Raw genomic sequence first — 21365 nt, 5'->3', positions numbered from 1 at the left:
ATTTAGGCCTATTTATGGTAGAATGGCAGGAAGAGGTTTATAATGAAAAAATTTCGGTTTGTAACACTTCATTTTGTGATGATCGGTGTCATACTGTTTGGACTATTGGCAACTATCAGTAGTCTTTTTCCTGCGTCTAGCTTGATGCTACTCGCTCTCTTTGTCACCCTTCTACTCCTGATTGTTTTGTTTATCTACCAAAAGCATTCCTACGAGTTCAGTGAAATTGAGCAAATTGAATACTTAAACAATCAAGCCAATTCAGGCTTGATGCAACTTTTGGATAAGATGCCCGTTGGTGTGATCAAGGTGAGGATGGACAGCAACCAGGTAGAGTGGTTTAATCCCTATGCAGAGCTCATTTTTGCTCAGGAAAATGGGACCTTTGATCAGAAGAAACTGCGTGAAATTATCGATGTTGGGCTGGACCAAGATCGGATTTATGCTAATTTTTCCGGTAAACGGTACGCTGTCAATGTGGACTTTGAACAGGGGCTCTTTTACTTTTTTGATGCATCAACTGAGTATAAGGCAACGACCCACTTGATTGGAAGTCGTCCAGTTATCGGTATTATCTCTGTCGATAATTATGATGAACTTGAGGATAATTTTACCGATTCGCAGATTAGCCAGGTCAATTCCTTCTTGGCTCAATTTGTATCGGATTTCTGTCATGAATATGATATTTACTACCGTCGGGGAACCATGGATCGGTTCTATTTCTTTACGGATTACGGTGTCTTGGAAAGTTTGATTGAAAGCAAATTTTCAGTAATTGATAAGTTTCGTGAAAAGGCTAAAAATTTGGAACTTGCTTTGACCCTTAGTATGGGCTTGGCCTATGGTGATGGGAACCATCATCAAATCGGACAAGTTGCCCTTCAAAATCTCAACATGGCTGAGGTTCGAGGGGGGGATCAAGCTGTTATCAAGGAAAGCGATGAGAGTAAGCAACCAATCTTCTTTGGCGGGGGCTCAGCTTCTTCAGTTAAACGGACGCGTACCCGTACCCGTGCCATGATGACAGCAGTGTCTGACAAGCTCAAGTCTGTAGATAGTGTGTTTGTCGTGGGGCATAAAAATCTAGATCTAGATGCTTTGGGATCGGCTGTGGGGATGCAGTATTTTGCTCAAAATATTATGAATAATGCCTATACGGTCTATAATCCCAATGAAATGGCACCAGACATTGCTCGTGCCATTAAAAAGCTATCGGATGAAAACTGTTCTAACCTCCTGACTGTTGAAGAAGCAATGAAGAAAGTCACCCATCAGTCTCTCTTGATCATGGTAGATCATTCGAAAACTAGTTTGACTCTTTCCAAGGAACTCTATGAAGAATTTAGTCAAGTGGTTGTGGTGGACCATCACCGAAGAGACTCAGACTTCCCAGCAAATGCTATTTTGACCTATATTGAGAGTGGCGCTAGTTCAGCCAGCGAGTTGGTGACAGAATTGATCCAGTTTCAAAATGACAAGCACCATAAACTCAATCGTCTTCAGTCTAGTTTGCTGATGGCAGGGATGATGTTGGATACCCACAATTTTACTTCGAGGGTGACCAGCAGGACCTTTGACGTGGCTAGCTATCTCCGTAGTAGGGGGAGTGATAATCTGGAAATTCAACAGATTGCGGCAACGGACTACGAAGAGTATAAGCAAATCAATGAGTTAATTTTGCGTGGTCAGAAGGTGATGCCACATATCGTTCTAGCCTGTGGGGATGAAAAGCGAACCTATGATAGTGTTGTAACCAGCAAGGCAGCAGATACTATCTTGGGCATGTCTGGTATTGAGGCGGTCTTTGTGGTGACGAAAAATAGCAAGGGCTATGTCGCTGTCTCCGCTAGAAGCCGTAGCAAGGTCAATGTTCAGCGTATCATGGAAGAGTTGGGAGGGGGCGGTCACTTTAACCTGGCTGCTGCTCAAATCTACGATCAGTCCATGACAGAGATTCAGGCTAACATTATCGATAAGATACAAGAACTATTAAAAGAAAGTTAGGTAAAGCAGATGAAAGTTATTTTCTTAGCAGATGTTAAAGGCAAGGGAAAAAAAGGTGAAATCAAGGAAGTGCCAACTGGTTACGCCCAAAACTTTTTGATTAAGAAAAACCTTGCAAAAGAAGCTACCAACCAAGCTATTAGTGAATTACGTGGCCAAGAGAAATCAAAAGAAAAAGCCCACGCTGAGATGGTAGCTGAAGCAGAAGCAATCAAGGCAAAATTGGCTGATGAAGCGACCTTGGTGCAATTTGTGGAAAAGGTTGGTCCAGATGGACGTACATTTGGTTCAATTACTAGCAAGAAAATTGCAGAAGAATTGCAAAAACAATTTGGAATCAAGATTGACAAGCGCCACATCCAATTGGATCATCCAATTCGTGCCTTGGGCTTGATTGAAGTCCCTGTTAAAATCTACCAGGACATCACTGGTGAAATTCGTTTGAGCATAAAAGAAGCCTAATACAGTCAGTTCAATGGAGAGGATGGAGGAGGTGAGAACTTGGCAGAAATAGATGAATTACGGGTTCAGCCCCAGGATATTTTGGCGGAGCAGTCGGTCTTAGGTGCCATTTTCATTGACGAGGGCAAACTGGTCTTTGTGCGAGAATACATTGAGGCTGAGGATTTCTTCAAACATGCCCATAAGCTGATTTTCAAGGCCATGATTGCCCTGTCTGACCGCAATGAGGCCATTGATGCGACGACTATGCGCAACTATTTGGCCAATCATGGTGATTTGGAAAGTATCGGTGGCTTGGCTTACTTGGCAGAAGTCATCAACTCTGTACCGACATCCGCCAATGCGGAATATTATGCCAAGATTGTCGCGGAGAAATCAAATCTCCGGAAACTGATTGAGAGGTTGACGGATGCGGTCAACTCTGCTTATGAAGGTGCGGATGAATCAGATGAGATTATCGCCCAGGCAGAAAAGGCCTTAATCGATGTTAGTGAGGGAGCTAGTAGAAGCGGCTTTAAGCGGATTGACGATGTCCTCAATACCAACTTTGAAAATCTAGAAATCCGGTCGCGGCAGACGTCGGATATCACAGGGATTGCGACGGGTTATCCTGCTCTTGATGCCATGACAACGGGTCTGCATGAAGAAGAATTGATTATCCTGGCGGCTCGGCCAGCCGTTGGTAAGACAGCCTTCGCCCTCAATATTGCTCAGAATATCGGGACCAAGCTGGGCTTGACAGTTGCTATCTTTTCTCTGGAAATGGGGGCGGAGAGCTTAGTGGACCGTATGTTGGCGGCAGAAGGGGTTATCAATTCGCGTTCTATTCGTACTGGTCAGTTGTCGGATGAAGAATGGAAGAAGTTAACTATTGCCCAGGCCAATCTTGCGCGTGCCAGTATTTATATTGATGATACGCCTGGTATCAAAATTACGGAGATTCGTTCGCGGTCACGCAAGTTGGCCCAGGAAACAGGCAATCTGGGCTTGATTTTGATTGACTACCTGCAGTTGATTACGGGAACAGGTCGGGAAAACCGGCAACAAGAGGTTTCAGAAATCTCCCGTCAGTTGAAGATTTTGGCCAAGGAATTGAAAGTTCCCGTTATCGCCCTTAGTCAGTTGTCCCGTGGAGTTGAGCAGCGTCAGGATAAGCGTCCCGTCTTGTCCGATATCCGTGAGTCTGGGTCTATCGAGCAGGATGCGGATATCGTTGCCTTCTTGTATCGTGATGATTACTATGAGCGTGGTGAGCAAGAAGACGGCGGCATTCCCAACAATACGGTTGAAGTTATCATTGAGAAAAACCGTTCCGGTGCACGTGGTACCGTGGAACTCATGTTCCAAAAAGAATACAATAAATTTGCAAGTATTTCCAAGAGAGAGGATGGATAGAGAATGAGTGATGCATTTACAGATGTTGCGAAAATGAAGCAAATCAAACAAGATATTAAGGATCATGAGGGACAGATTGTTGAATTGACCCTTGAAAATGGTCGTAAGCGTGAAAAGAACAAACAAGGGCGAATTATTGAGGTTTACCAATCTCTCTTTATCGTAGAGTTTGAAGATCCAAACAATACTTTTGTAGAATCCTATACTTACTCAGATATTTTGACTGAAAAGATTTTGATTCATTACTTGGACTAATCTAGTAAAAAGGCTTTACAGAGCCTTTTTTTTGTGCTATACTAACCTTTGTGTGAAATAACAGCAGGGCAAAATGAAGCTCGTCAACAGAAGGTCAGCAAGAAGAGTAATCGTTGCTGTTTCGATGAAGGCCTCCTGCACGAATCAGGTTTGCTTAAACAGTTATTTCCTACAACAATATTTTTTATTTTAGGAGGACATAACTATGTCACGTTATACAGGACCATCTTGGAAACAAGCTCGTCGTCTTGGCTTGTCATTGACAGGTACAGGTAAAGAATTGGCACGTCGTAACTACGTACCAGGTCAACACGGACCAAACAACCGTTCTAAATTGTCAGAATACGGTTTGCAATTGGCTGAGAAACAAAAATTGCGTTTCTCTTACGGTTTGGGTGAGAAACAATTCCGTAACTTGTTCGTACAAGCTACTAAAATCAAACAAGGTACCCTTGGTTTCAACTTCATGCTTCTTTTGGAGCGTCGTTTGGACAACGTTGTTTACCGTCTTGGTTTGGCAACTACTCGTCGTCAAGCACGTCAATTCGTAAACCACGGTCACATCCTTGTTGACGGCAAACGCGTTGATATCCCTTCATACCGTGTTGAAGTTGGTCAAGTGATCTCAGTTCGTGAGAAGTCAATCAAAGTTCCAGCTATCCTTGAAGCTGTTGAAGCAACTCTTGGCCGTCCAGCTTTCGTATCATTCGATGCTGAAAAGCTTGAAGGTTCATTGACTCGCTTGCCAGAACGCGATGAAATCAACCCAGAAATCAACGAAGCTCTTGTCGTAGAATTCTACAACAAAATGCTCTAAGATTTATATCTGTTTTTTCAAACCAGTCTATCTCAGGCTGGTTTTTTTGTTGCCCCTACTATTTTGATAATTTTTGTGAAAAAATACACAAAATCACTTGAAAATCTCCTCTAAATTCTGTAGAATCAAGTTATATAATAATATAACAGGAGGTCTTTTTATGAAAAAACGATACTGGTTGGGCTTGCTTCTAAGCTTTATTGGAATTGTCTTTCTAGCTGCTTGTAGTCAGACTCAGTCCAATCAATCCAGTGCCCAGTCCTCAACTTCGACTTCTTCATCCAGTAAGGAAGAAACGGTTTCTGGTGCATCAGAAAAGGTTTATACAGATCCGTCAGAACTTAAGGATAGTTACGATGTCATTGTAGTGGGCTCCGGCGGGGCAGGTATGGCAGCGGCTATCTCGGCTAAGGATGCTGGTGCAGATGTTGTGATTTTGGAAAAAATGCCCGTTATCGGAGGCAATACAGCCAAATCCTCTGCAGGGATGAACGCTTCTCAGACTAAGTTCCAAGAAGCAGAAGGCATTGCAGATAGCAACGACAAATTCTACGAAGAAACCCTCAAAGGTGGCGGTGGAACAAATGACCCAGAATTGCTTCGTTACCTAGTTGACAATTCTGCAGCCGCTATTGATTGGCTGGATGGGCTTGGGATTACCCTCAGCAATATTACGACAACAGGGGGGATGAGCGAAAAACGGACTCACCGACCAGCAGATGGCTCAGCAGTTGGCGGTTACTTGGTGAACGGCCTCTACTACAATCTTGTTGAGAGAGAAGTACCGATTTTCGTCAATGCTGAAGTAACAGATTTACAAGAAGAAGCAGGTAGCGTGACAGGTGTTGAAGTGGAGATTGCTGGCGAAAGCAAAACTATCACAGCTAAGTCAGTCGTTTTGGCAACAGGTGGTTTCGGGGCAGACCTAGACATGGTTGCCAAACTCAATCCAGCCTTGGAAGGTTACGTGACGACAAATCAGGAAGGGTCAACTGGTGACGGTATTGCTCTTGCGGAGGACAAGGGGGCAGCAACCGTTGATATGGAACAAATCCAGATTCACCCAACTGTTGAGCAAGAAACTTCCTACCTGATTACAGAAGCCGTACGTGGTGAAGGGGCTATATTGGTCAATGCCAAAGGTGAGAGGTTCGTGAATGAATTAGAAACGCGAGATAAGGTTTCCGCGGCCATTAACTCCCTAGATCCCAACTATGCCTATGTCGTTTTTGACGATGCCCTCAAGGATCGTGTAAAAGCCATCGGACAGTATGAAAGCAAGGGGCTGGTGAAAACAGGTGAGACCGTAGAAGAATTAGCTAAAGAAATCGATCTTCCAGCTGCTACACTACAAGCTACCTTGGATAGCTGGAATCAAGCTGTGGCAGACAAGAATGACCCAGCCTTTGGCAGAAGTTCTGGTATGGACCATGCCTTGAATACAGGAGCCTATCATGCCATTAAAGTCGCACCCGGTGTTCACCACACCATGGGAGGTGTGAAAATCAATACCAACACTCAAGTGTTGAATGCAGACGGACAAGCAATTCCTGGTTTGTATGCTGCTGGTGAAGTCACAGGCGGTGTACATGGTAAAAACCGAATTGGTGGCAATGCAGTTGCAGATATAATCGTATTCGGACGCCAGGCTGGTGAACAAGCGGCTACTTTTGCGAAATAAGAGAAAAAGACCCATATGGGTCTTTTTTGAGGTCTCATTTGTAAAACTGTAGAAAAGTCTCACTATTTTTTCTGGGAATTACAGGCAAGTATCCCTTAAATAAGCAGTAAAAAGGTAAGGAAAGGTTTGGATTGACGGGAATTGCTCTGCTTGTTCACAGACTTATCCACAGGCTGTGCATAAGTAATTTTCTTCAAAAGAAGCTGAGCCTGATTTTAAAAAATGTGATAAAATAGTAACGAATTGTGCCAAGACGGAGAGAAAGATGACCTTACTAACCATTGCCATTCCCAGCTACAACGCCCAAGACTATCTGCACTATTGCGTTCATTCTCTGGTCGTCGGCGAGGATGCGGTCGAGATTTTGATTATCAATGACGGCTCGACGGATCAGACCCAGGCGATTGCTGAGGATTTAGCGGCCCGCTATCCAAATGTGCGGGCCATTTATCAGGACAATAAGGGACATGGCGGAGCAGTCAACACAGGGATTCGTGAGGCCAAGGGCCGTTATTTCAAGGTCGTGGATTCAGACGACTGGGTCGATAGCAGAGCCTATCTGAAGATTTTGGAAAAACTACAGGTCTTGGAAGCAGAAAATACGCCTGTTGATGCCTTCATTTCCAACTTTGTCTATGAAAAAGAAGGCCAGCATCGAAAAAAATCTATGTCCTATCGGGATGTCTTACCTGAAAATCGTCTTTTTGGCTGGGAGGATGTAGGTGCCTTCTCTAAGGGACAGTACATGATGATGCATTCTCTCATTTACAGGACAGACTTACTACGGGAAGTGGGATTGGTCCTGCCAGAGCATACCTTCTATGTGGATAACATTTTTGTCTTTACACCTTTACAGGCAGTTCAGATCATGTACTATCTGCCAGTGGATTTTTACCGCTACTTTATCGGGCGAAATGACCAATCTGTCAACGAATCCGTCATGATCAAGCGGATTGATCAGCAGATCAAGGTTAATAAAATACTGGTAGATGAGTTGGATTTGGATCAATTGACCAATCCTGACTTGCGGAGTTATCTGCTCAATCACGTGGAGATTACCACTATTATCTCCTGTGCCTTACTAAACCGAGGTGGAACAGCTGAGCATATGATGAAAAAGCAGGAACTCTGGCACTACATTCGGGACCATAATCCATCTCTTTTCAAAATTGTTCGCAAAGGTCTGCTCGGTCAATTGACCAATCTTTACGGCTATCCAGGCCGAAAGATTTCCAACGCCGTTTACAAGATTGCCAAGAGAATTTATGGATTTAATTAAGGAATGAAGGAAGCCGAACAACTAGGCTTTCTTCTTTTCTTTTTAGGAAGCAGGTTATTTCTGTTGACAAAGAAAAACGACAAGTGTAGAATAATAAAAAGAAAAGAGGATTTCACAAATGAATGAATTGAAACGATTGCCAGACGCAGAATTTAATGTATTGCGTGTCATTTGGCATTTACCCAACCCAGTAACCTCAGCTCAAATTATCGGTCATTTAGGAGAGGATAATCACTGGAAACCGCAAACCCTGCTGACGATATTGGCTCGCTTGACAGAAAAGGGTTTTTTGAAGAGTGAACGAAGTGGTCGCGAACGCCACTATACAGCAGTAATTTCTGAGGAAGAATACATGGCTGTTGAGACATCAAACTTCTTAGACCGTTACCAAGGAAATTCCTTGGGAGGATTAGTGAAGACCCTTTTCTCATCGAATGCCTTATCAGAAGACGAGTTGGATGAGCTAAGAGGTTTATTGAACAAATAAGAAAGAGAATAATTGAGGAATTATTATGGCATCTATACTGCTATCTTTTTTGCTAATCAGTTTATATAAGTCATTTTTGATTGTACTGTTTAGTGGCCTTTTTATCTTACTGAAAAACCGTGTGTCTGCTCGCGTTCGTTACTTGACCTGGTTGGTTCTGTTGGTTAGTTTGATTTTTCCTTTCCGTCCACGATTTGGACAAGGCTTGGTAACAATTGAACATGGTCAGAATCTAGCGACAAGCACAGCAAGAGTTGTTAGCCAAACAGGTACAGAGGCAGTTGTCAGTCAACCAAATCTTTGGGAAATGTTCTTGGGATTACCATGGATAGAACTATTCTTACTTGTTTGGTTGGTAGGGTTCCTGGTGGTGATTGGTCGTGCGGTCTTTTCCTATGTAAAATTCCGGAATTTATTGAAACGGTGGGGAAATCCAATTGCAGATGCTCGTATTTTAGCTAATTTCCAAGTTATCAAGGAAGAATTTGGAATTCAGAAATCAATTCGACTTTTCCATTATCCGCAGGTTTCAAGTCCGATGATCTTCGGCTTGCGTAATCCAATCGTTCTTCTTCCTGCAATAGACTATACGGACGAAGAGCTGGATTTGATCTTTGAGCATGAACTAACCCATTATCGACACCGAGATATCTATGTCAATCTCTTGGTTCTACTGGTAAAAGCTGCGCATTGGTTTAATCCGATTGTGGCCTTTGCCTGCAAGGAGGTTCAAGAGGCTGCAGAGAGCTATTGTGATCACAGTGTCCTACATGAAAGAGATCAAGCCTATCGCTCTTTCTATGGTGAGACGATTATTACCATGATCCATAAGAGTCAGCAACCGATTTTGTTATCTAGCTGTTTTTACTCAAATAAGTTCAATCTCAAGCGTCGGATTATCAGTATCATGGATAGTCGCTTACCAAAACCATCCCTTGCAATCCTTGTCACTTTGGTTACTAGCTGTGCCTTGATTTTTTCAGGTTCGATATTTGTAGTGGCCATGAGTGAAACACAACTGCATCAAGTGCAAGAAGCAACCTTAACACAAGAGGATGCCATTCAATTATCTCTAAAGGACCAATCTCTTGAATTATCAGCTGTGACCAATGTCCAAGCCAGCGATCAAGGTGACTACTACCTAATTGAATTTTCCCATGAAGAAACCCTATACCGTGTTCAGGTGGATAAGGCAAGTAGGTCATTGACAAAAATAGAAAAAGAGACACTAAAGCTAGTAGCAGAGTCTTCAACTTCGTCAACCTCAACTAGCAGTAACCAAGCTAGTCAAACTGCGTCAGAAGTGAGCAGTCAGCCGACAGTAGCTTCTACTAGTCAAACTGTAGCAACAAGTAATCAAACCCAAACAACAGTATCTACTCCTGCTTCAACAAGTAGTCAGGTGATTCCAGCCCCAACTCCCAATCCCCCAGTAAGCACTAACAGTGAAGAACCTGATACGGATGATGATGTGGAAGATACTGAAACCGAGGATGTGGAGGATTAGTTTGGGCTAAGATAGCCTTTTGTAGAAGATTAGTAGGAAACTACTAATCTTCTTTTTGTCATTGAACAAAAGAAAATTTTTTGAAGCAAATGACTTGACTTTTTTAAACGACAACTGTAGAATATAGATATACTACAGTTGTAGAAGATTGAGTGGGAGACCACTCTATTCTAAAATATCAAATACTACAAACGTAGAAGAAAACAATAATGGAGTTTATTATGAAACAGTTAAAAACATTGACATTTACAGCACTAGTAGCCGCTACACTTGGTTTGTAGCAAACAGTATCGGCCAATCAAATCAAAACAATGGATGCAGCAAAATCAATCGTATTAAAAGATCTTGGTTTGAATGCTAGTCAAGTACGATTCAAGGATCTTGATTTTGAAAAAGGGATCTATGAAATTGATCTAGTTGCCAACAATGTGGAGTACGACTACGATGTCCAAGCTAGCACAGGAAAGATTATTAAGAAAAAGTCAAAGAACTTAGCCCCTACAAAGACTACTGTTAAACCAGCTCAACCAACTCAAGCGAAGAAAACAACTGTTGCCGTAACGATTTCAATGGAGCAGGCAAAAACAATTGCCCTGAAGGATGCAGGTTTGACAGCTAATAAGGTTCGCTTCAAAGAAGTAGATCTTGAGAAGGGTGTTTATGAAGTGGATTTTGTGGCAAATAACCTTGAATATGAATATGATATCAATGGTTTAACAGGCAAGATTATCAAGAAAAAGACAAAAGCAGTCGCTGTAAAACCAGCAACTCCGCAGAAAAAACCAGTTGTAGTCACACAGCCTAAGAAAGTGGCAGTAGTGCCAACACTTTCAGTAGAACAAGTGAAGACTATTGTCTTGAAAGATTTAGGCTTGGCAGCAGCTAAAGTTCGCTTTAAAGAGGTTGACCTTGAGAAAGGCATCTATGAGGTTGAAGCCCTTGCCAACAACTCTGAATTTGACTACAAGATAAACGGTACAACAGGTCAAATTATTAAGAAAAAAGTAGAAGCAAAGAAAAGCTGGTAATAGATAGGGAGAGTGGGAAGTGAGCCACTCTTCTCTTAACCCCTTAGAACGACAAATGTAGAAAAAAGGAGAATAGTATGTCGAAGAAAGTAGAAACCAAATTTAAACGAATTGAAACCAAATATATCTTGGATCGCAAGCAACTTGCAGCAGTTTTAGCTGATCTAAAAAACCATCTAGTGGAAGATGACTATCCAACCTCGACCATTTCAAATATTTATTTCGATACCTCAAGCTACCAAATGATCCAGGATTCTGCAGAGAGATTGTGGAAGCGAGAAAAAATTCGGATGCGGACCTATGATGCCTGTCCGACAGAGAATAGCCAGGTATTTTTAGAAATTAAGAAAAAAGAAGACGGTATAGGATTGAAAGATCGGTTGACTTCTCGTCCAAAATCGGTGTTGGATTTTATTCATCATTCGATTGTAGATGAAACTATTACCAATCCGACACTCTTGGAAACAATGGCAGAATTGCGAGCACGCTATGGAAAAATTGAGCCAATGATGTATATCTACTATGATCGTTTTTCTATGAAGGGCATTGAGGATAAGAAGGTGCGCGTGACCATTGATCAAAATATTCTATATCGTCCATATGATGTTAGCCTGTTTGCAGGAAAGTATGGCTACCCATTGTTGGATGAAAATCAGGTTATCATGGAAATCAAGGTTCCAGAAGTCTACCCATCCTGGTTACAGACCATCATTGATAAGTATGGCTTGGAAAGAGTTTCATTTTCAAAATATGGAACAGCACATACAAAATTAGTAGAAGAGTTAGCAGAGGAGGAATTAGTTGAAAGAGCAGTTGTTTAAGAGTGTTTTTGACAGTGCTTCAGGGGTAGCCGATCCCATTCAATTAGCTCTCAGTTTAGTGGTTAGTTTGGCATTGGGGATTTTACTAGCGCTTGTTTACAAACACAAGACCCTCTATTCAAAGGAGTTTGTTATTACCTTGACGATGTTGCCGATGTTGATGGCGATGATTATTTTTATGGTCAATGGCAATTTGGGAACAAGTGTTGCGATCGCAGGAACTTTTGGGATGATTCGTTTTCGTTCCGCAGCAGGTGGAGCTAAGGAGCTCTTATCAGTGTTTATTGCAACAGGAATTGGCTTAGCTTGTGGTATGGGATTTTTGGTTTTAGCTGCAATTTTCACAGTCTTTGTTTGTATTGTACTCTTATTGTTGGAGAATACAAGTTTTGCAACGGTGAGTCAAACAAGACGGCAAATTACAATTCGTGTTCCTCGTGATTTAAACTACGAACTCCTATTCGAAGCGACTTTCGTCAATGCTTGCAAGTATGTTGAGCTAGTAAGCATTAAAAATGTAAAAAAATCCAACACTTTGGAATTATCCTACAATGTTGACTTAGATGCTTCTTTAACAGATAAGCAAGTCATTGATCGTCTTCTTGCAATTAATGAAGATATTGAAATCAATATCAGCAAGTTAGCACAAAAGAAGAAAACCTTGTAAGAGATTGGCAACAATCTCTTTTTTGTATATAATGAAGTCAGAAGAGGAGGCAACTTATGCAAAAATTAGGACAAACAGGATTAAAAGTTTCGCGAATTGGTCTAGGCTGTATGCGAATGGCCAGTTTGAGTGAGCAGGAAACGGCTAAGGTCTTGAAAACAGTCGTTGAGGAAGGAATCAACTTTTTCGATCATGCAGATATTTATGGCGGAGGCGAGTCGGAAATTCGCTTTGCACAAGGAACAAAATTGGCAGGTATCAAGCGGGATGACATGATTCTCCAATCAAAATGCGGTATTCGTAAGGGGTATTTTGATTTTTCTAAAGACTACATCTTGGAGTCAGTGGATGGTATTCTCAAGCGCCTGGATACAGAATATCTTGATGTTTTGGCCCTCCACCGTCCAGATGCCCTCATGGAAGCAGAGGAAGTGGCAGAAGCCTTTGTTCTCTTGAAGCAGGCTGGTAAGGTGCGACATTTCGGTGTCAGCAACCAGAACATCTACCAAATGGAGTTGCTCCAGTCCTACCTGGATCAGCCTCTAGCGGTCAATCAGCTCCAACTTTCGCCAGCTCATACTCCTTTGATTGATGCAGGGCTCCATGTCAATATGAAAGACGATGCTGCGACCATGCGGGATGGAGGTTTGATTGATTATTGCCAGCTCAAAAAAATCACTATTCAGGCTTGGTCACCCTTTCTGATTGATTTGCAGCAGGGGATTTTCGCCAACCATCCTGACTATGCTTCTCTGAATCAGACCCTTGGGGAAATAGCAGAGCGCTACCATGTTTCACATGAAACAATTGTCGTTGCTTGGATTTTGCGTCATCCATCGAAAATTCAAACTATAGTCGGTTCTATGAATCCAGACCGCCTGAAAAAGATTGCCCAGGCCAGCCAACTTACCCTCACTCGACCAGAATGGTATGAAATCTATAAAAGTGCAGGCAACATTCTGCCCTAGGAGGAATGTATGCAGTGGGAAATAAAAGCATTTGACCAACTTAGTTTACAGGAACTTTACACCATCTTGACACTTCGGACCAATGTATTTGTTGTAGAACAAGCCTGTCCCTATCCTGAAGTTGATGGAAAGGATCCAAAAAGCCTTCATATTTTAGGTACAGACAATGGGGAGTTGGTTGCATACTTGAGAATTTTACCGGCAGGTCTGAGCTATGATGTAGTTTCTATCGGTCGTGTGGTCATTAAGCCAAGTCATCGTGGTAGAGGATTGGGTCGGCCAATGATGGAGAAAGCTATTCATTACATTACAAATGAATGGAAAGAAAGTCAAATTAAAATCGGTGCCCAAGCCTATTTAGAAAAATTCTATCAATCACTAGGCTTTAAGCCAGTTTCTGAAGTATATTTGGAGGATGATATTCCGCATTTGGATATGGTATATAGTAAACCAGTCGGTTAAGGCTGGTTTTTCGTTTTTTCTCGGCAATTTCCCCCAAAAATTAGCCATTTTATGGTAGAATGAATAGGTATAAAATCAGTAAAAGAGGAAGAAAATGAAACGTTCTATGTATGCTGGACGTGTTCGTAAGGAGCATGTCGGACAGGAAATTACTTTGAAAGGTTGGGTTGGCCGCCGCCGTGACTTGGGTGGCTTGATTTTCATTGATTTGCGTGACCGCGAAGGTATTATGCAATTGGTCATTAATCCAGAACTTGTAGATCAAGATCTCATGGCAACTGCTGAAAGCCTCCGCAGTGAGTTTGTTATCGAAGTAACTGGAACGGTTGTGGAGCGTGAACAAACTAACGACAATATCCCAACAGGGGCGGTTGAACTACAAGTATCCGGCTTGACAGTGTTGAACACGGCCAAGACAACACCATTTGAAATCAAGGATGGGATTGAAGCTAGTGATGATACCCGCCTTCGTTACCGTTATTTGGACCTTCGTCGTCCAGAAATGCTTAACAACTTCAAATTGCGTGCAGCTGTAACTCACAGCATTCGGAACTATCTAGACGAGCTTGAATTTATCGATGTGGAAACGCCAATGTTGACCAAGTCAACGCCAGAAGGTGCGCGTGATTACTTGGTGCCTTCTCGAGTGTCCAAAGGTCATTTTTATGCCCTTCCACAAAGCCCACAGATTACCAAGCAGCTCTTGATGAATGCAGGTTTTGACCGCTACTACCAAATCGTTAAGTGTTTCCGTGATGAAGACTTGCGTGGGGACCGTCAGCCGGAGTTTACCCAGGTGGACTTAGAAACCTCATTCTTGAATGAAGTTGAAATCCAAGACATCGTGGAAGGTTTGATTGCTAAGGTCTTGAAAGATACCAAAGGAATCGATGTAACCTTGCCCTTCCAACGTATGTCCTATGACCATGCTATGAACTTCTATGGTTCAGACAAGCCGGATACTCGTTTTGAGATGCTTTTGCAAGACTTGACAGAGCTTGTCAAGGAAGTTGACTTCAAGGTCTTCTCAGAAGCACCTGTTGTCAAGGCCATTGTTGTCAAGGCTGCGGCGGATAGCTACTCACGTAAAGACATTGATAAATTAACAGAGTACGCCAAACAATTTGGTGCCAAAGGCTTGGCTTGGGTCAAGATTGACCAAGGTGAATTGGCTGGACCAGTTGCCAAGTTCTTGACAGGCATTACAGCAAACTTGACAGCAAGTTTACAGTTAGAAGACAAGGATTTGGTCCTCTTTGTAGCGGACGAGTTGGAAGTTGCTAACAATACCTTGGGTGCTTTACGGAACCGCTTGGCCAAGGAACAAGGCTTGATTGACGAAAGCAAATTCAACTTCCTTTGGATTGTGGATTGGCCGATGTTTGAGTGGTCTGAAGAGGAAGGTCGCTACATGAGTGCCCACCACCCATTCACCTTGCCAACAGCAGACACGGCTCATCACTTGGATGGTGATTTGGCTCAGGTGCGTGCGGTTGCTTATGATATTGTTTTGAATGGTTATGAATTGGGTGGCGGTAGCCTTCGTATCAACCAAAAAGACATGCAGGAGCAGATGTTCAAGGCACTTGGTTTCTCAGCTGAGGATGCCCATGAGCAGTTTGGCTTCCTACTGGAAGCTATGGATTACGGTTTCCCACCACACGGTGGCTTGGCTATCGGCTTGGACCGCTTTGTCATGCTCTTGGCTGGTGAGGACAATATTCGTGAAGTCATCGCCTTTCCGAAGAACAATAAGGCCTCTGACCCCATGACCCAGGCACCAAGTACAGTTGCAACAGCTCAATTAGAGGAATTGGCTTTAGATATTACACTTGAAAATGAATAAATTTTTCAGAAAACAGCGTGTTCTTTTCTTAAGAAATGCCAGAAAGAATAAATTTTGGTCAGTTATTTCGGGGATTTCTCGAGAAAAATATGCAGAACGGATATCGGGGTCCATTATATATGGACTCCTATCTAGTATTGCGGTGAATTTTTTCTTTCGACCAGGACGGGTGTATTCCTCAGGCGTAACAGGACTGGCTCAAATTGTCTCCGCTCTAGCAGAAACCTATGCTAATCTAGATATTCCCATTGCCTTGGTCTATTACGGACTCAATATTCCCCTCTTGATCCTGGCTTGGCGCAAGATTGGCTACAAGTTTACAATTTTTACCTTTATCACCGTATCTCTTAGTTCCTTATTTATTCAGTTTATGCCACCAGTTACTCTGACGACGGACCCTTTGGTCAACGCCATTTTCGGCGGGCTTATGCTCGGTACAGGAATTGGTTTTGCCCTACGGAATAATGTGTCCAGCGGTGGCACGGATATCGTGTCCATTTTGATACGGAAGAAAACGGGGCGCCAAGTTGGTTCCATCTCGCTCAGTGTCAATATCTTTATCATGCTGGTAGCAGGTGTGACCTTTGGTTGGAAATACGCTCTCTATTCGATGGTGGCTCTGTTCATTTCCAGTCGCATGACAGATGCTATCTTTGTCAAACAAAAGCGGATGCAGGCCATGATTATCACCAATCAGCCTGAGCGGGTCATAAAAAAGATTCACAAGAAACTCAATCGTGGTGTGACCATTATCAACGATGCAGAAGGGGCTTATAATCATGAGCAAAAAACCATTCTCATCACCATTATCACCCGTGCTGAGTTTAACGATTTCAAACAGATTATGAAAAAGGCCGACCCCAAAGCCTTTGTATCTGTCGCAGATAATGTCAACATTATCGGGCATTTCGTGGAAAGTGATTAATTGACAAAACACTACATATGGGAGTACAATAGTATTCGAATTCTATATGTAGTGTTTTTCTTTGAAGAGGAGATCTATGAAACCAACCATTTACCTAGTTTATATCAGCTTGAGTGGCAATACAGAGAGTTTTGTCAAACGCCTGAGAGGCTTTTTCCAATTCCAGACTGATTGGCAGGTGGAGCCTGTTCATGTCAAGGACCTGGTCAAGCAGGACATTCCCTTTTACCAGCTGGATGCTCCCTTCGTTGCCTTTCTTCCTACCTATCTGGAAGGCGGAAATGGTGTCGATAACGGAGATGTGGAGATTCTGACCAATCCCTTGGGCGATTTTATCGCTTTTGGGGACAATTCAGAGCTCTGTCTGGGTGTTGTTGGTTCAGGTAATCGCAATTTCAACAACCAATATTGCTTGACCGCCAAGCAATACGCCGAGCGATTTGGCTTTCCTGTGATTGATAACTTCGAACTTCGTGGTATGCAGAATGATGTTGAACGAATCGGCTTTAAGATTATGGCCCTCATGGAAGAAAAAGCATAGACGCAAAAAACTCACCGAGAATTGACTCGGTGAGTTTTTTTAAGGAGATTATGAAAAATAGTTAGGATTGGGAGTGAGAAAGAACCCGACCAATCAGATAAGGGGTCGTCTTCTCACCCCCGCATAGCTCCAAAGGTTCGGGGAACCTTTGGAGGCTGGAGATAGAGCGAACTCTGTTCGCAACAATCGCAGAGGTCAGATTTGGAGTGTAAGACACGAACAAATCTGCCAATCAACCACTGCGTTGAGATGTTGACACAAACCTTGGAAAGTGGTGCAATCATCAATCTCGCTCTCTATTTCCTCCGTCCTTAGACTGATTTTAGCCTTTCAAGACACAAATACTTTGTCCGGCAATGGTCAGGACTTGTTGGTCTGGATCATCTACAGAAGGATAATTGAAGAGAACAGCCTTGTCTTTTTCTTTTTCATAGCTAAAATCGCTTGTAGCAAAGTTGATGATAAATTGGAGAACACCATCCGCGGTCTGGATCTGATAGCGGAGGACATATTCTGTTAACCAGTAGAACTCACAGCTTTCCTCAATGGTTGTATAAGATGCTTGACTGAGTTCAGGATATTGCTTGCGAAGGGCAATCAAGTTACGGATAAAGTCGATGTGCTCTTGATAGCGAACAGCCCGAGTCCAATCTAAGCGGTTAATGGCATCGGCGACGTTGTAGGTATTGTCAATCTCATCTTTTGTCCGGAAAAATTCCTGTCCAGCATGGATAAAGGCCAAACCTTGCGAAATCAAGACAAGTTGTAAACCAAAGCTGGCAGCTCGTTTCTGTTGCTGCGGTGTCCAGTCAGGATTTTCAATATGGAGGTAGTCAAAGACAGTCGCATTGTCATGGCATTCCAGATAGTTGACAGATTGGTCAGGTGACAGGAAGTGGCTGTAATGACTACCTGCCAGCAGGTGCTGGATTTTCTCGTGCAAGTTCTTCTCTACCAAGCGTTGCGGGTTAAGCAAGAGTTTTTTGAAGGTATCGCGGTAGTCGTCATTGAAGAAACCAAGGTCTTCCAGTTGACTCGCATTATACTGGTGAGCCAGCAGGTCAAAGTCAAGACCAGTCCCCATTTTCCAACCCTCACCGTAGAGATAGATATTTGGGTGGAGCTCTTTGAGTTCTGCTGCAATCTCATTCATGGTCTGGATATCCAGAATCCCCATGAGGTCAAAGCGGAAGCCATCAAAACCATAGAGGCTGGTCCATTGACGGAGGGACTGCTTGATATAGTTGCGGACCATGCTGCGTTCGCTAGCGACATCGTTGCCACAGAAGGTACCGTCTGTCCGAAAACCGTCTTGGTTGTAACGGTAGAAATAACCGGGAACAATGCGTTCAAAGGCATATTCTTCCGCATGATACACGTGGTTGTAAACCACATCCATGATGACCGAAATATCCGCATCATGATAGGCCTGGATGGCAGCTTGCAATTCGCGAATACGGGCATAAGGATTGTTTGGCTGGCTGGAGAAAGATCCTTCAGGAACATTGTACTGAACAGGGTCATAGCCCCAGTTGTAAACAGCATGAGGTTTCTTCTCATCCACACTTCCAAAATCATAGAGGGGCAAAAGCTGGATATGGGTTACGCCCAAATCTTTGATATAATCCATGCCCAGTTTCATACCATCAAGGACAGGCGACTCGGTCAAACCAGCAAACTGACTGCGGTGCTGGAAACCAGCCTCTTTTTGTTGAGAAAAGTCACGGACGCTCATCTCATACACAATGGCTTGTGACATCGGAAGCTGTGTTTTTGCCCGACTTGGTTTAGCCAGTTTTTTGAGATCGATGATGTAGGAATCACCAGAATTGACTTTGGAAGATAGAGCATAAGGGTCATGGACAGAATGCCATTGGCCGTTGACCTTGTGGAGATAGTGGTAGGACTGTCCTTCCAAATCTCCTGTTACCTGAGCCTGCCAGACACCTTTTTCTGTCAAGGTCATGGCATGAGGTTGACCTTCCACCACGACAAAGACAGCCTTGGAAATCGGTCCCCAGAACTTGAAGGCAGTTTCTTGGGCAGTATAGCTAGCTCCCAAATCATCACCAGAATAGGTAAAGGTCTTTTCAAACAAAGGAGAGCGGACAATAGCCCCATAACCCAATTCCACAGCATTGCGGTCTTGGTCATAGAGGACATAATCTTGGTCCAAACTCAGTGCGTGCAGACTGGTCAGATAGTAGATGACTTGTTTGTCATCCTCCTGACGGGAGTGAATGAAAAGCGGAGCTTCTTCGTCAGAATTTTCAATGGTAAAGGACATCGAATCGCAGTCAAACCGCTTTTCCATGACCAAGCGAATGGTTGCAACATCATCTAAAAAAGCTTGAAGTTCTCGTAGTGCCATGAGCCAAGTGGCTCCTTTCTAATCTTAGAGTTCGGTAATGGTATGTGGAATTACACGGCGGTAGCAGACCTGCTTACCGTCCTTGCTATCGCTGATGATTTGGTGGAGAGTGTTGAAAGCCACCCGTCCCAGTTTGATGGCATGGACATCGACGTAGGCATCAATGGCCAGCTTGGGCTTGACAGAGTCAAAGGAAATAATGGGCAATTTTACACCTATTTCTGTGAGATATTGGACAATCCCTTCTGCTACCATTGTATCGGTTGTAACGATGGCATCTATATCCTGTTTGAGCAATTTCTTGGAAATCTTATAGGAGCTATCTTCTAAAAGGAAACCTGATACAAACTTGACCTTGTTTTCATCCAGAGGGATATTGTGTGATTTCAAGGCGTTTTTATAGCCCGCATAGCGGTCTTGGGATACGACCAGCTCCTTGTTACCAGCAACGAAGGCGATATTCTTGTAGCCTTTATTGATAAAGTAATTGGTCGCTTCAAATCCTGCCTGGATATTGTCATTATCGACCAGGGAAACAAAAGGAGAAGAAGCCTTCCCTAGGATTAAGAAGGGGAAGTTATGCTGAATCGCCAGTTGTACAAGAGGATCATCCGGCTTGGAATAGAGGAAAATCAGCCCGTCAACCCGCTTGCCGTAGACCATCTGAGAAATAGCTTCAAGGCGCTGTTCTTCGTCCTTACCAGTACTGATCTGGATGGCGTAGTTATAGTCCGCAGCCACTTGAGAAATCCCCCGCAGAGCCGTTGGGAAGAAGGGGTTCTGGTAGAAAATATCCGAATCATCTGGCAAGACTAAGCCGATGACCTGGGTGTAACTAGATACCAGACTCCTGGCATTGAGATTGGGGTGGTAATTGAGTTCCTGCATGGCCTTGCGGACATGGTCCTTTGTTTTTTGGCTGATGGCAGGGCTATTTTGAATGACCCGCGTTACGGTAGAAGGGGAGACCCCCGCCAATTTGGCAACATCTTTGATCGTTGCGCGCATAAAAACCTCCTAAACTTGATCTCTGAATTTTGTTTTGAAAAAGACCCAAATCAATACCAGAACAAAACAAATGTTTTGCAGGGTTAAGACGGTCGTGACAGCTTGTCCGAAAATCCCCACTAAACAAGCCAAAAAGGTTGGTAAACCAAGGCAGTTAAGGCTGAGATTGTAGGCTTCTCGGAAAGAGCCGATATGGAAAAAACGTGATTTTTTAGTTAGATAGAGGAAGAAGCTCGCTCCGACAAGGATGAAGAGGAAATTGGTAGCCAATATCGAGGCAGATAGCAGGGTGATGGACAGACTGATTAGTAAAGGATATTCTTGAAACCAAGCCTTTGAGAGGCTAGCTGTCAGGTTTTCCTTACTATCGAAACTGCTGGTTGTGAATACTTGGTAGGGCAATTCCGCTAGAACGTCTGTGCCACTACGAATGATTACCTTCTGTTTGCCGAATTGGTAGGTAAAACCACTAGCAGTGCTGACTTGCTCCCCGAAAGTGACACTATCTGTCACACCTTGTCCTGTATAGGTTAATTCCTGATTGGTAAGTTGGGCATGCTCCTTAAGGTCAGCGACGACTGCTTCTGTTAGTGGTGTATAGACACCCTGAACAAAATTTTCCATGGGATAGGTGTCCCAAGAAAGAGGTTGCAAGGAGGCAGGAATGACCAAGAGAGCGATTAGAAAAATAGTCGTAAATAGCCCTTGCCAGACAGTCATTAGCTTGCGATTGGCAAACATCTTTCGAGGCTGGAAGATACTAGCAAAGTAGGAAAAGGGGTAAGGAAACATAAGCACCTTTCTCAATCATTTGGAGCGCTACTCTTATACGACAATAATA

The 21365-nt window shown here is 43.3% G+C and carries 20 protein-coding genes; 17 read left to right on the top strand and 3 right to left on the bottom strand.

Going from position 1 to position 21365, the window contains the following annotated elements; translation table 11 throughout:
* The first annotated feature begins 42 nt into the window (after nt 1-42).
* From J5566_RS02620 to nrdI, 17 genes are all read left to right on the top strand, one after another.
* On the top strand, nt 43-2004 hold the full coding sequence (locus J5566_RS02620) for a DHH family phosphoesterase (RefSeq protein ID WP_208561947.1): 1962 nt from the start codon (nt 43-45) through the stop codon (nt 2002-2004).
* Between the two features lie 9 nt (nt 2005-2013).
* Nucleotides 2014-2466, top strand: coding sequence for a 50S ribosomal protein L9 (gene rplI, locus J5566_RS02615; protein WP_208561946.1), 453 nt, complete (start codon nt 2014-2016; stop codon nt 2464-2466).
* Between the two features lie 39 nt (nt 2467-2505).
* Nucleotides 2506-3861, top strand: a complete 1356-nt coding sequence (gene dnaB, locus J5566_RS02610) for a replicative DNA helicase (RefSeq protein ID WP_158456180.1) — start codon at nt 2506-2508, stop codon at nt 3859-3861.
* Between the two features lie 3 nt (nt 3862-3864).
* On the top strand, nt 3865-4116 hold the full coding sequence (locus J5566_RS02605; RefSeq protein WP_044689963.1) for a Veg family protein: 252 nt from the start codon (nt 3865-3867) through the stop codon (nt 4114-4116).
* Between the two features lie 205 nt (nt 4117-4321).
* The gene (rpsD, locus tag J5566_RS02600) at nt 4322-4933 is read left to right on the top strand and encodes a 30S ribosomal protein S4 (RefSeq protein ID WP_002938227.1); all 612 of its coding nucleotides are present in this window, start codon (nt 4322-4324) and stop codon (nt 4931-4933) included.
* Between the two features lie 160 nt (nt 4934-5093).
* On the top strand, nt 5094-6614 hold the full coding sequence (locus tag J5566_RS02595) for a flavocytochrome c (protein WP_208561945.1): 1521 nt from the start codon (nt 5094-5096) through the stop codon (nt 6612-6614).
* Nucleotides 6615-6879: 265 nt separating this feature from the next.
* Nucleotides 6880-7893 (top strand): glycosyltransferase family 2 protein, encoded by a 1014-nt coding sequence (locus J5566_RS02590; RefSeq protein WP_208561944.1) that lies wholly within the window; start codon nt 6880-6882, stop codon nt 7891-7893.
* A gap of 118 nt (nt 7894-8011) precedes the next feature.
* Nucleotides 8012-8380 (top strand): BlaI/MecI/CopY family transcriptional regulator, encoded by a 369-nt coding sequence (locus tag J5566_RS02585; protein WP_208561943.1) that lies wholly within the window; start codon nt 8012-8014, stop codon nt 8378-8380.
* A 25-nt stretch (nt 8381-8405) separates the two neighbouring features.
* Nucleotides 8406-9887: a M56 family metallopeptidase gene (locus tag J5566_RS02580; protein ID WP_279630934.1), complete on the top strand. Its 1482-nt coding sequence runs from the start codon at nt 8406-8408 to the stop codon at nt 9885-9887.
* 311 nt (nt 9888-10198) lie between these two features.
* Nucleotides 10199-10915, top strand: coding sequence for a PepSY domain-containing protein (locus tag J5566_RS02575; protein WP_208561941.1), 717 nt, complete (start codon nt 10199-10201; stop codon nt 10913-10915).
* A 77-nt stretch (nt 10916-10992) separates the two neighbouring features.
* Nucleotides 10993-11736, top strand: coding sequence for a polyphosphate polymerase domain-containing protein (locus J5566_RS02570; protein ID WP_208561940.1), 744 nt, complete (start codon nt 10993-10995; stop codon nt 11734-11736).
* Complete coding sequence (locus J5566_RS02565; protein ID WP_208561939.1) at nt 11717-12403, top strand: DUF4956 domain-containing protein; 687 nt, start codon at nt 11717-11719, stop codon at nt 12401-12403. Before J5566_RS02570 ends, J5566_RS02565 begins: the two co-directional genes overlap by 20 nt.
* 56 nt (nt 12404-12459) lie before the next feature.
* Nucleotides 12460-13371 carry an aldo/keto reductase gene (locus J5566_RS02560; RefSeq protein WP_208561938.1) on the top strand — a complete coding sequence of 304 codons (912 nt, stop codon included), beginning with the start codon at nt 12460-12462 and terminating at the stop codon, nt 13369-13371.
* A 9-nt stretch (nt 13372-13380) separates the two neighbouring features.
* The gene (locus J5566_RS02555; RefSeq protein ID WP_208561937.1) at nt 13381-13833 is read left to right on the top strand and encodes a GNAT family N-acetyltransferase; all 453 of its coding nucleotides are present in this window, start codon (nt 13381-13383) and stop codon (nt 13831-13833) included.
* 94 nt (nt 13834-13927) lie between these two features.
* Nucleotides 13928-15679: an aspartate--tRNA ligase gene (aspS, locus tag J5566_RS02550; protein ID WP_208561936.1), complete on the top strand. Its 1752-nt coding sequence runs from the start codon at nt 13928-13930 to the stop codon at nt 15677-15679.
* On the top strand, nt 15666-16604 hold the full coding sequence (locus J5566_RS02545; RefSeq protein ID WP_432215580.1) for a YitT family protein: 939 nt from the start codon (nt 15666-15668) through the stop codon (nt 16602-16604). The genes aspS and J5566_RS02545 overlap by 14 nt, the downstream gene beginning before the upstream one ends.
* Before the next feature lie 76 nt (nt 16605-16680).
* On the top strand, nt 16681-17145 hold the full coding sequence (gene nrdI, locus J5566_RS02540) for a class Ib ribonucleoside-diphosphate reductase assembly flavoprotein NrdI (protein WP_208561934.1): 465 nt from the start codon (nt 16681-16683) through the stop codon (nt 17143-17145).
* Between the two features lie 322 nt (nt 17146-17467).
* Here the strand turns inward: nrdI and pulA are convergent, their stop codons facing one another.
* From pulA to J5566_RS02525, 3 genes are read right to left on the bottom strand one after another with little or no spacing between them, the layout of a single operon-like run.
* Nucleotides 17468-19516: a type I pullulanase gene (pulA, locus tag J5566_RS02535; RefSeq protein ID WP_208561933.1), complete on the bottom strand. Its 2049-nt coding sequence runs from the start codon at nt 19514-19516 to the stop codon at nt 17468-17470.
* A 24-nt stretch (nt 19517-19540) separates the two neighbouring features.
* A complete protein-coding gene (locus J5566_RS02530) occupies nt 19541-20524 on the bottom strand; it encodes a LacI family DNA-binding transcriptional regulator (protein ID WP_208561932.1) in 984 nt (327 codons plus the stop codon).
* Nucleotides 20525-20533: 9 nt separating this feature from the next.
* A complete protein-coding gene (locus tag J5566_RS02525; RefSeq protein WP_208561931.1) occupies nt 20534-21316 on the bottom strand; it encodes a hypothetical protein in 783 nt (260 codons plus the stop codon).
* Nucleotides 21317-21365: the final 49 nt, after the last annotated feature.

The organism is Streptococcus suis, from assembly GCF_017601095.1.
In the GTDB taxonomy this organism is placed as follows: Bacteria; Bacillota; Bacilli; order Lactobacillales; family Streptococcaceae; genus Streptococcus; species Streptococcus suis_Z.
The sequence above is the reverse complement of the archived record's forward strand: the minus strand, read 5'-3'. Positions and strand labels throughout refer to the sequence as shown.

What these genes read in the sequence shown, in the direction of transcription:
- J5566_RS02570 (WP_208561940.1), top strand. Translation starts at nt 10,993, where the DNA reads ATGTCGAAGAAAGTAGAAACCAAATTTAAACGAATTGAAACCAAATAT.
- pulA (WP_208561933.1), bottom strand. Translation starts at nt 19,516, where the DNA reads ATGGCACTACGAGAACTTCAAGCTTTTTTAGATGATGTTGCAACCATT.
- J5566_RS02580 (WP_279630934.1), top strand. Translation starts at nt 8,406, where the DNA reads ATGGCATCTATACTGCTATCTTTTTTGCTAATCAGTTTATATAAGTCA.
- J5566_RS02620 (WP_208561947.1), top strand. Translation starts at nt 43, where the DNA reads ATGAAAAAATTTCGGTTTGTAACACTTCATTTTGTGATGATCGGTGTC.
- J5566_RS02605 (WP_044689963.1), top strand. Translation starts at nt 3,865, where the DNA reads ATGAGTGATGCATTTACAGATGTTGCGAAAATGAAGCAAATCAAACAA.
- J5566_RS02595 (WP_208561945.1), top strand. Translation starts at nt 5,094, where the DNA reads ATGAAAAAACGATACTGGTTGGGCTTGCTTCTAAGCTTTATTGGAATT.
- J5566_RS02560 (WP_208561938.1), top strand. Translation starts at nt 12,460, where the DNA reads ATGCAAAAATTAGGACAAACAGGATTAAAAGTTTCGCGAATTGGTCTA.
- J5566_RS02525 (WP_208561931.1), bottom strand. Translation starts at nt 21,316, where the DNA reads ATGTTTCCTTACCCCTTTTCCTACTTTGCTAGTATCTTCCAGCCTCGA.
- aspS (WP_208561936.1), top strand. Translation starts at nt 13,928, where the DNA reads ATGAAACGTTCTATGTATGCTGGACGTGTTCGTAAGGAGCATGTCGGA.
- J5566_RS02590 (WP_208561944.1), top strand. Translation starts at nt 6,880, where the DNA reads ATGACCTTACTAACCATTGCCATTCCCAGCTACAACGCCCAAGACTAT.
- J5566_RS02585 (WP_208561943.1), top strand. Translation starts at nt 8,012, where the DNA reads ATGAATGAATTGAAACGATTGCCAGACGCAGAATTTAATGTATTGCGT.
- rpsD (WP_002938227.1), top strand. Translation starts at nt 4,322, where the DNA reads ATGTCACGTTATACAGGACCATCTTGGAAACAAGCTCGTCGTCTTGGC.
- J5566_RS02575 (WP_208561941.1), top strand. Translation starts at nt 10,199, where the DNA reads ATGGATGCAGCAAAATCAATCGTATTAAAAGATCTTGGTTTGAATGCT.
- J5566_RS02530 (WP_208561932.1), bottom strand. Translation starts at nt 20,524, where the DNA reads ATGCGCGCAACGATCAAAGATGTTGCCAAATTGGCGGGGGTCTCCCCT.
- nrdI (WP_208561934.1), top strand. Translation starts at nt 16,681, where the DNA reads ATGAAACCAACCATTTACCTAGTTTATATCAGCTTGAGTGGCAATACA.
- J5566_RS02555 (WP_208561937.1), top strand. Translation starts at nt 13,381, where the DNA reads ATGCAGTGGGAAATAAAAGCATTTGACCAACTTAGTTTACAGGAACTT.
- rplI (WP_208561946.1), top strand. Translation starts at nt 2,014, where the DNA reads ATGAAAGTTATTTTCTTAGCAGATGTTAAAGGCAAGGGAAAAAAAGGT.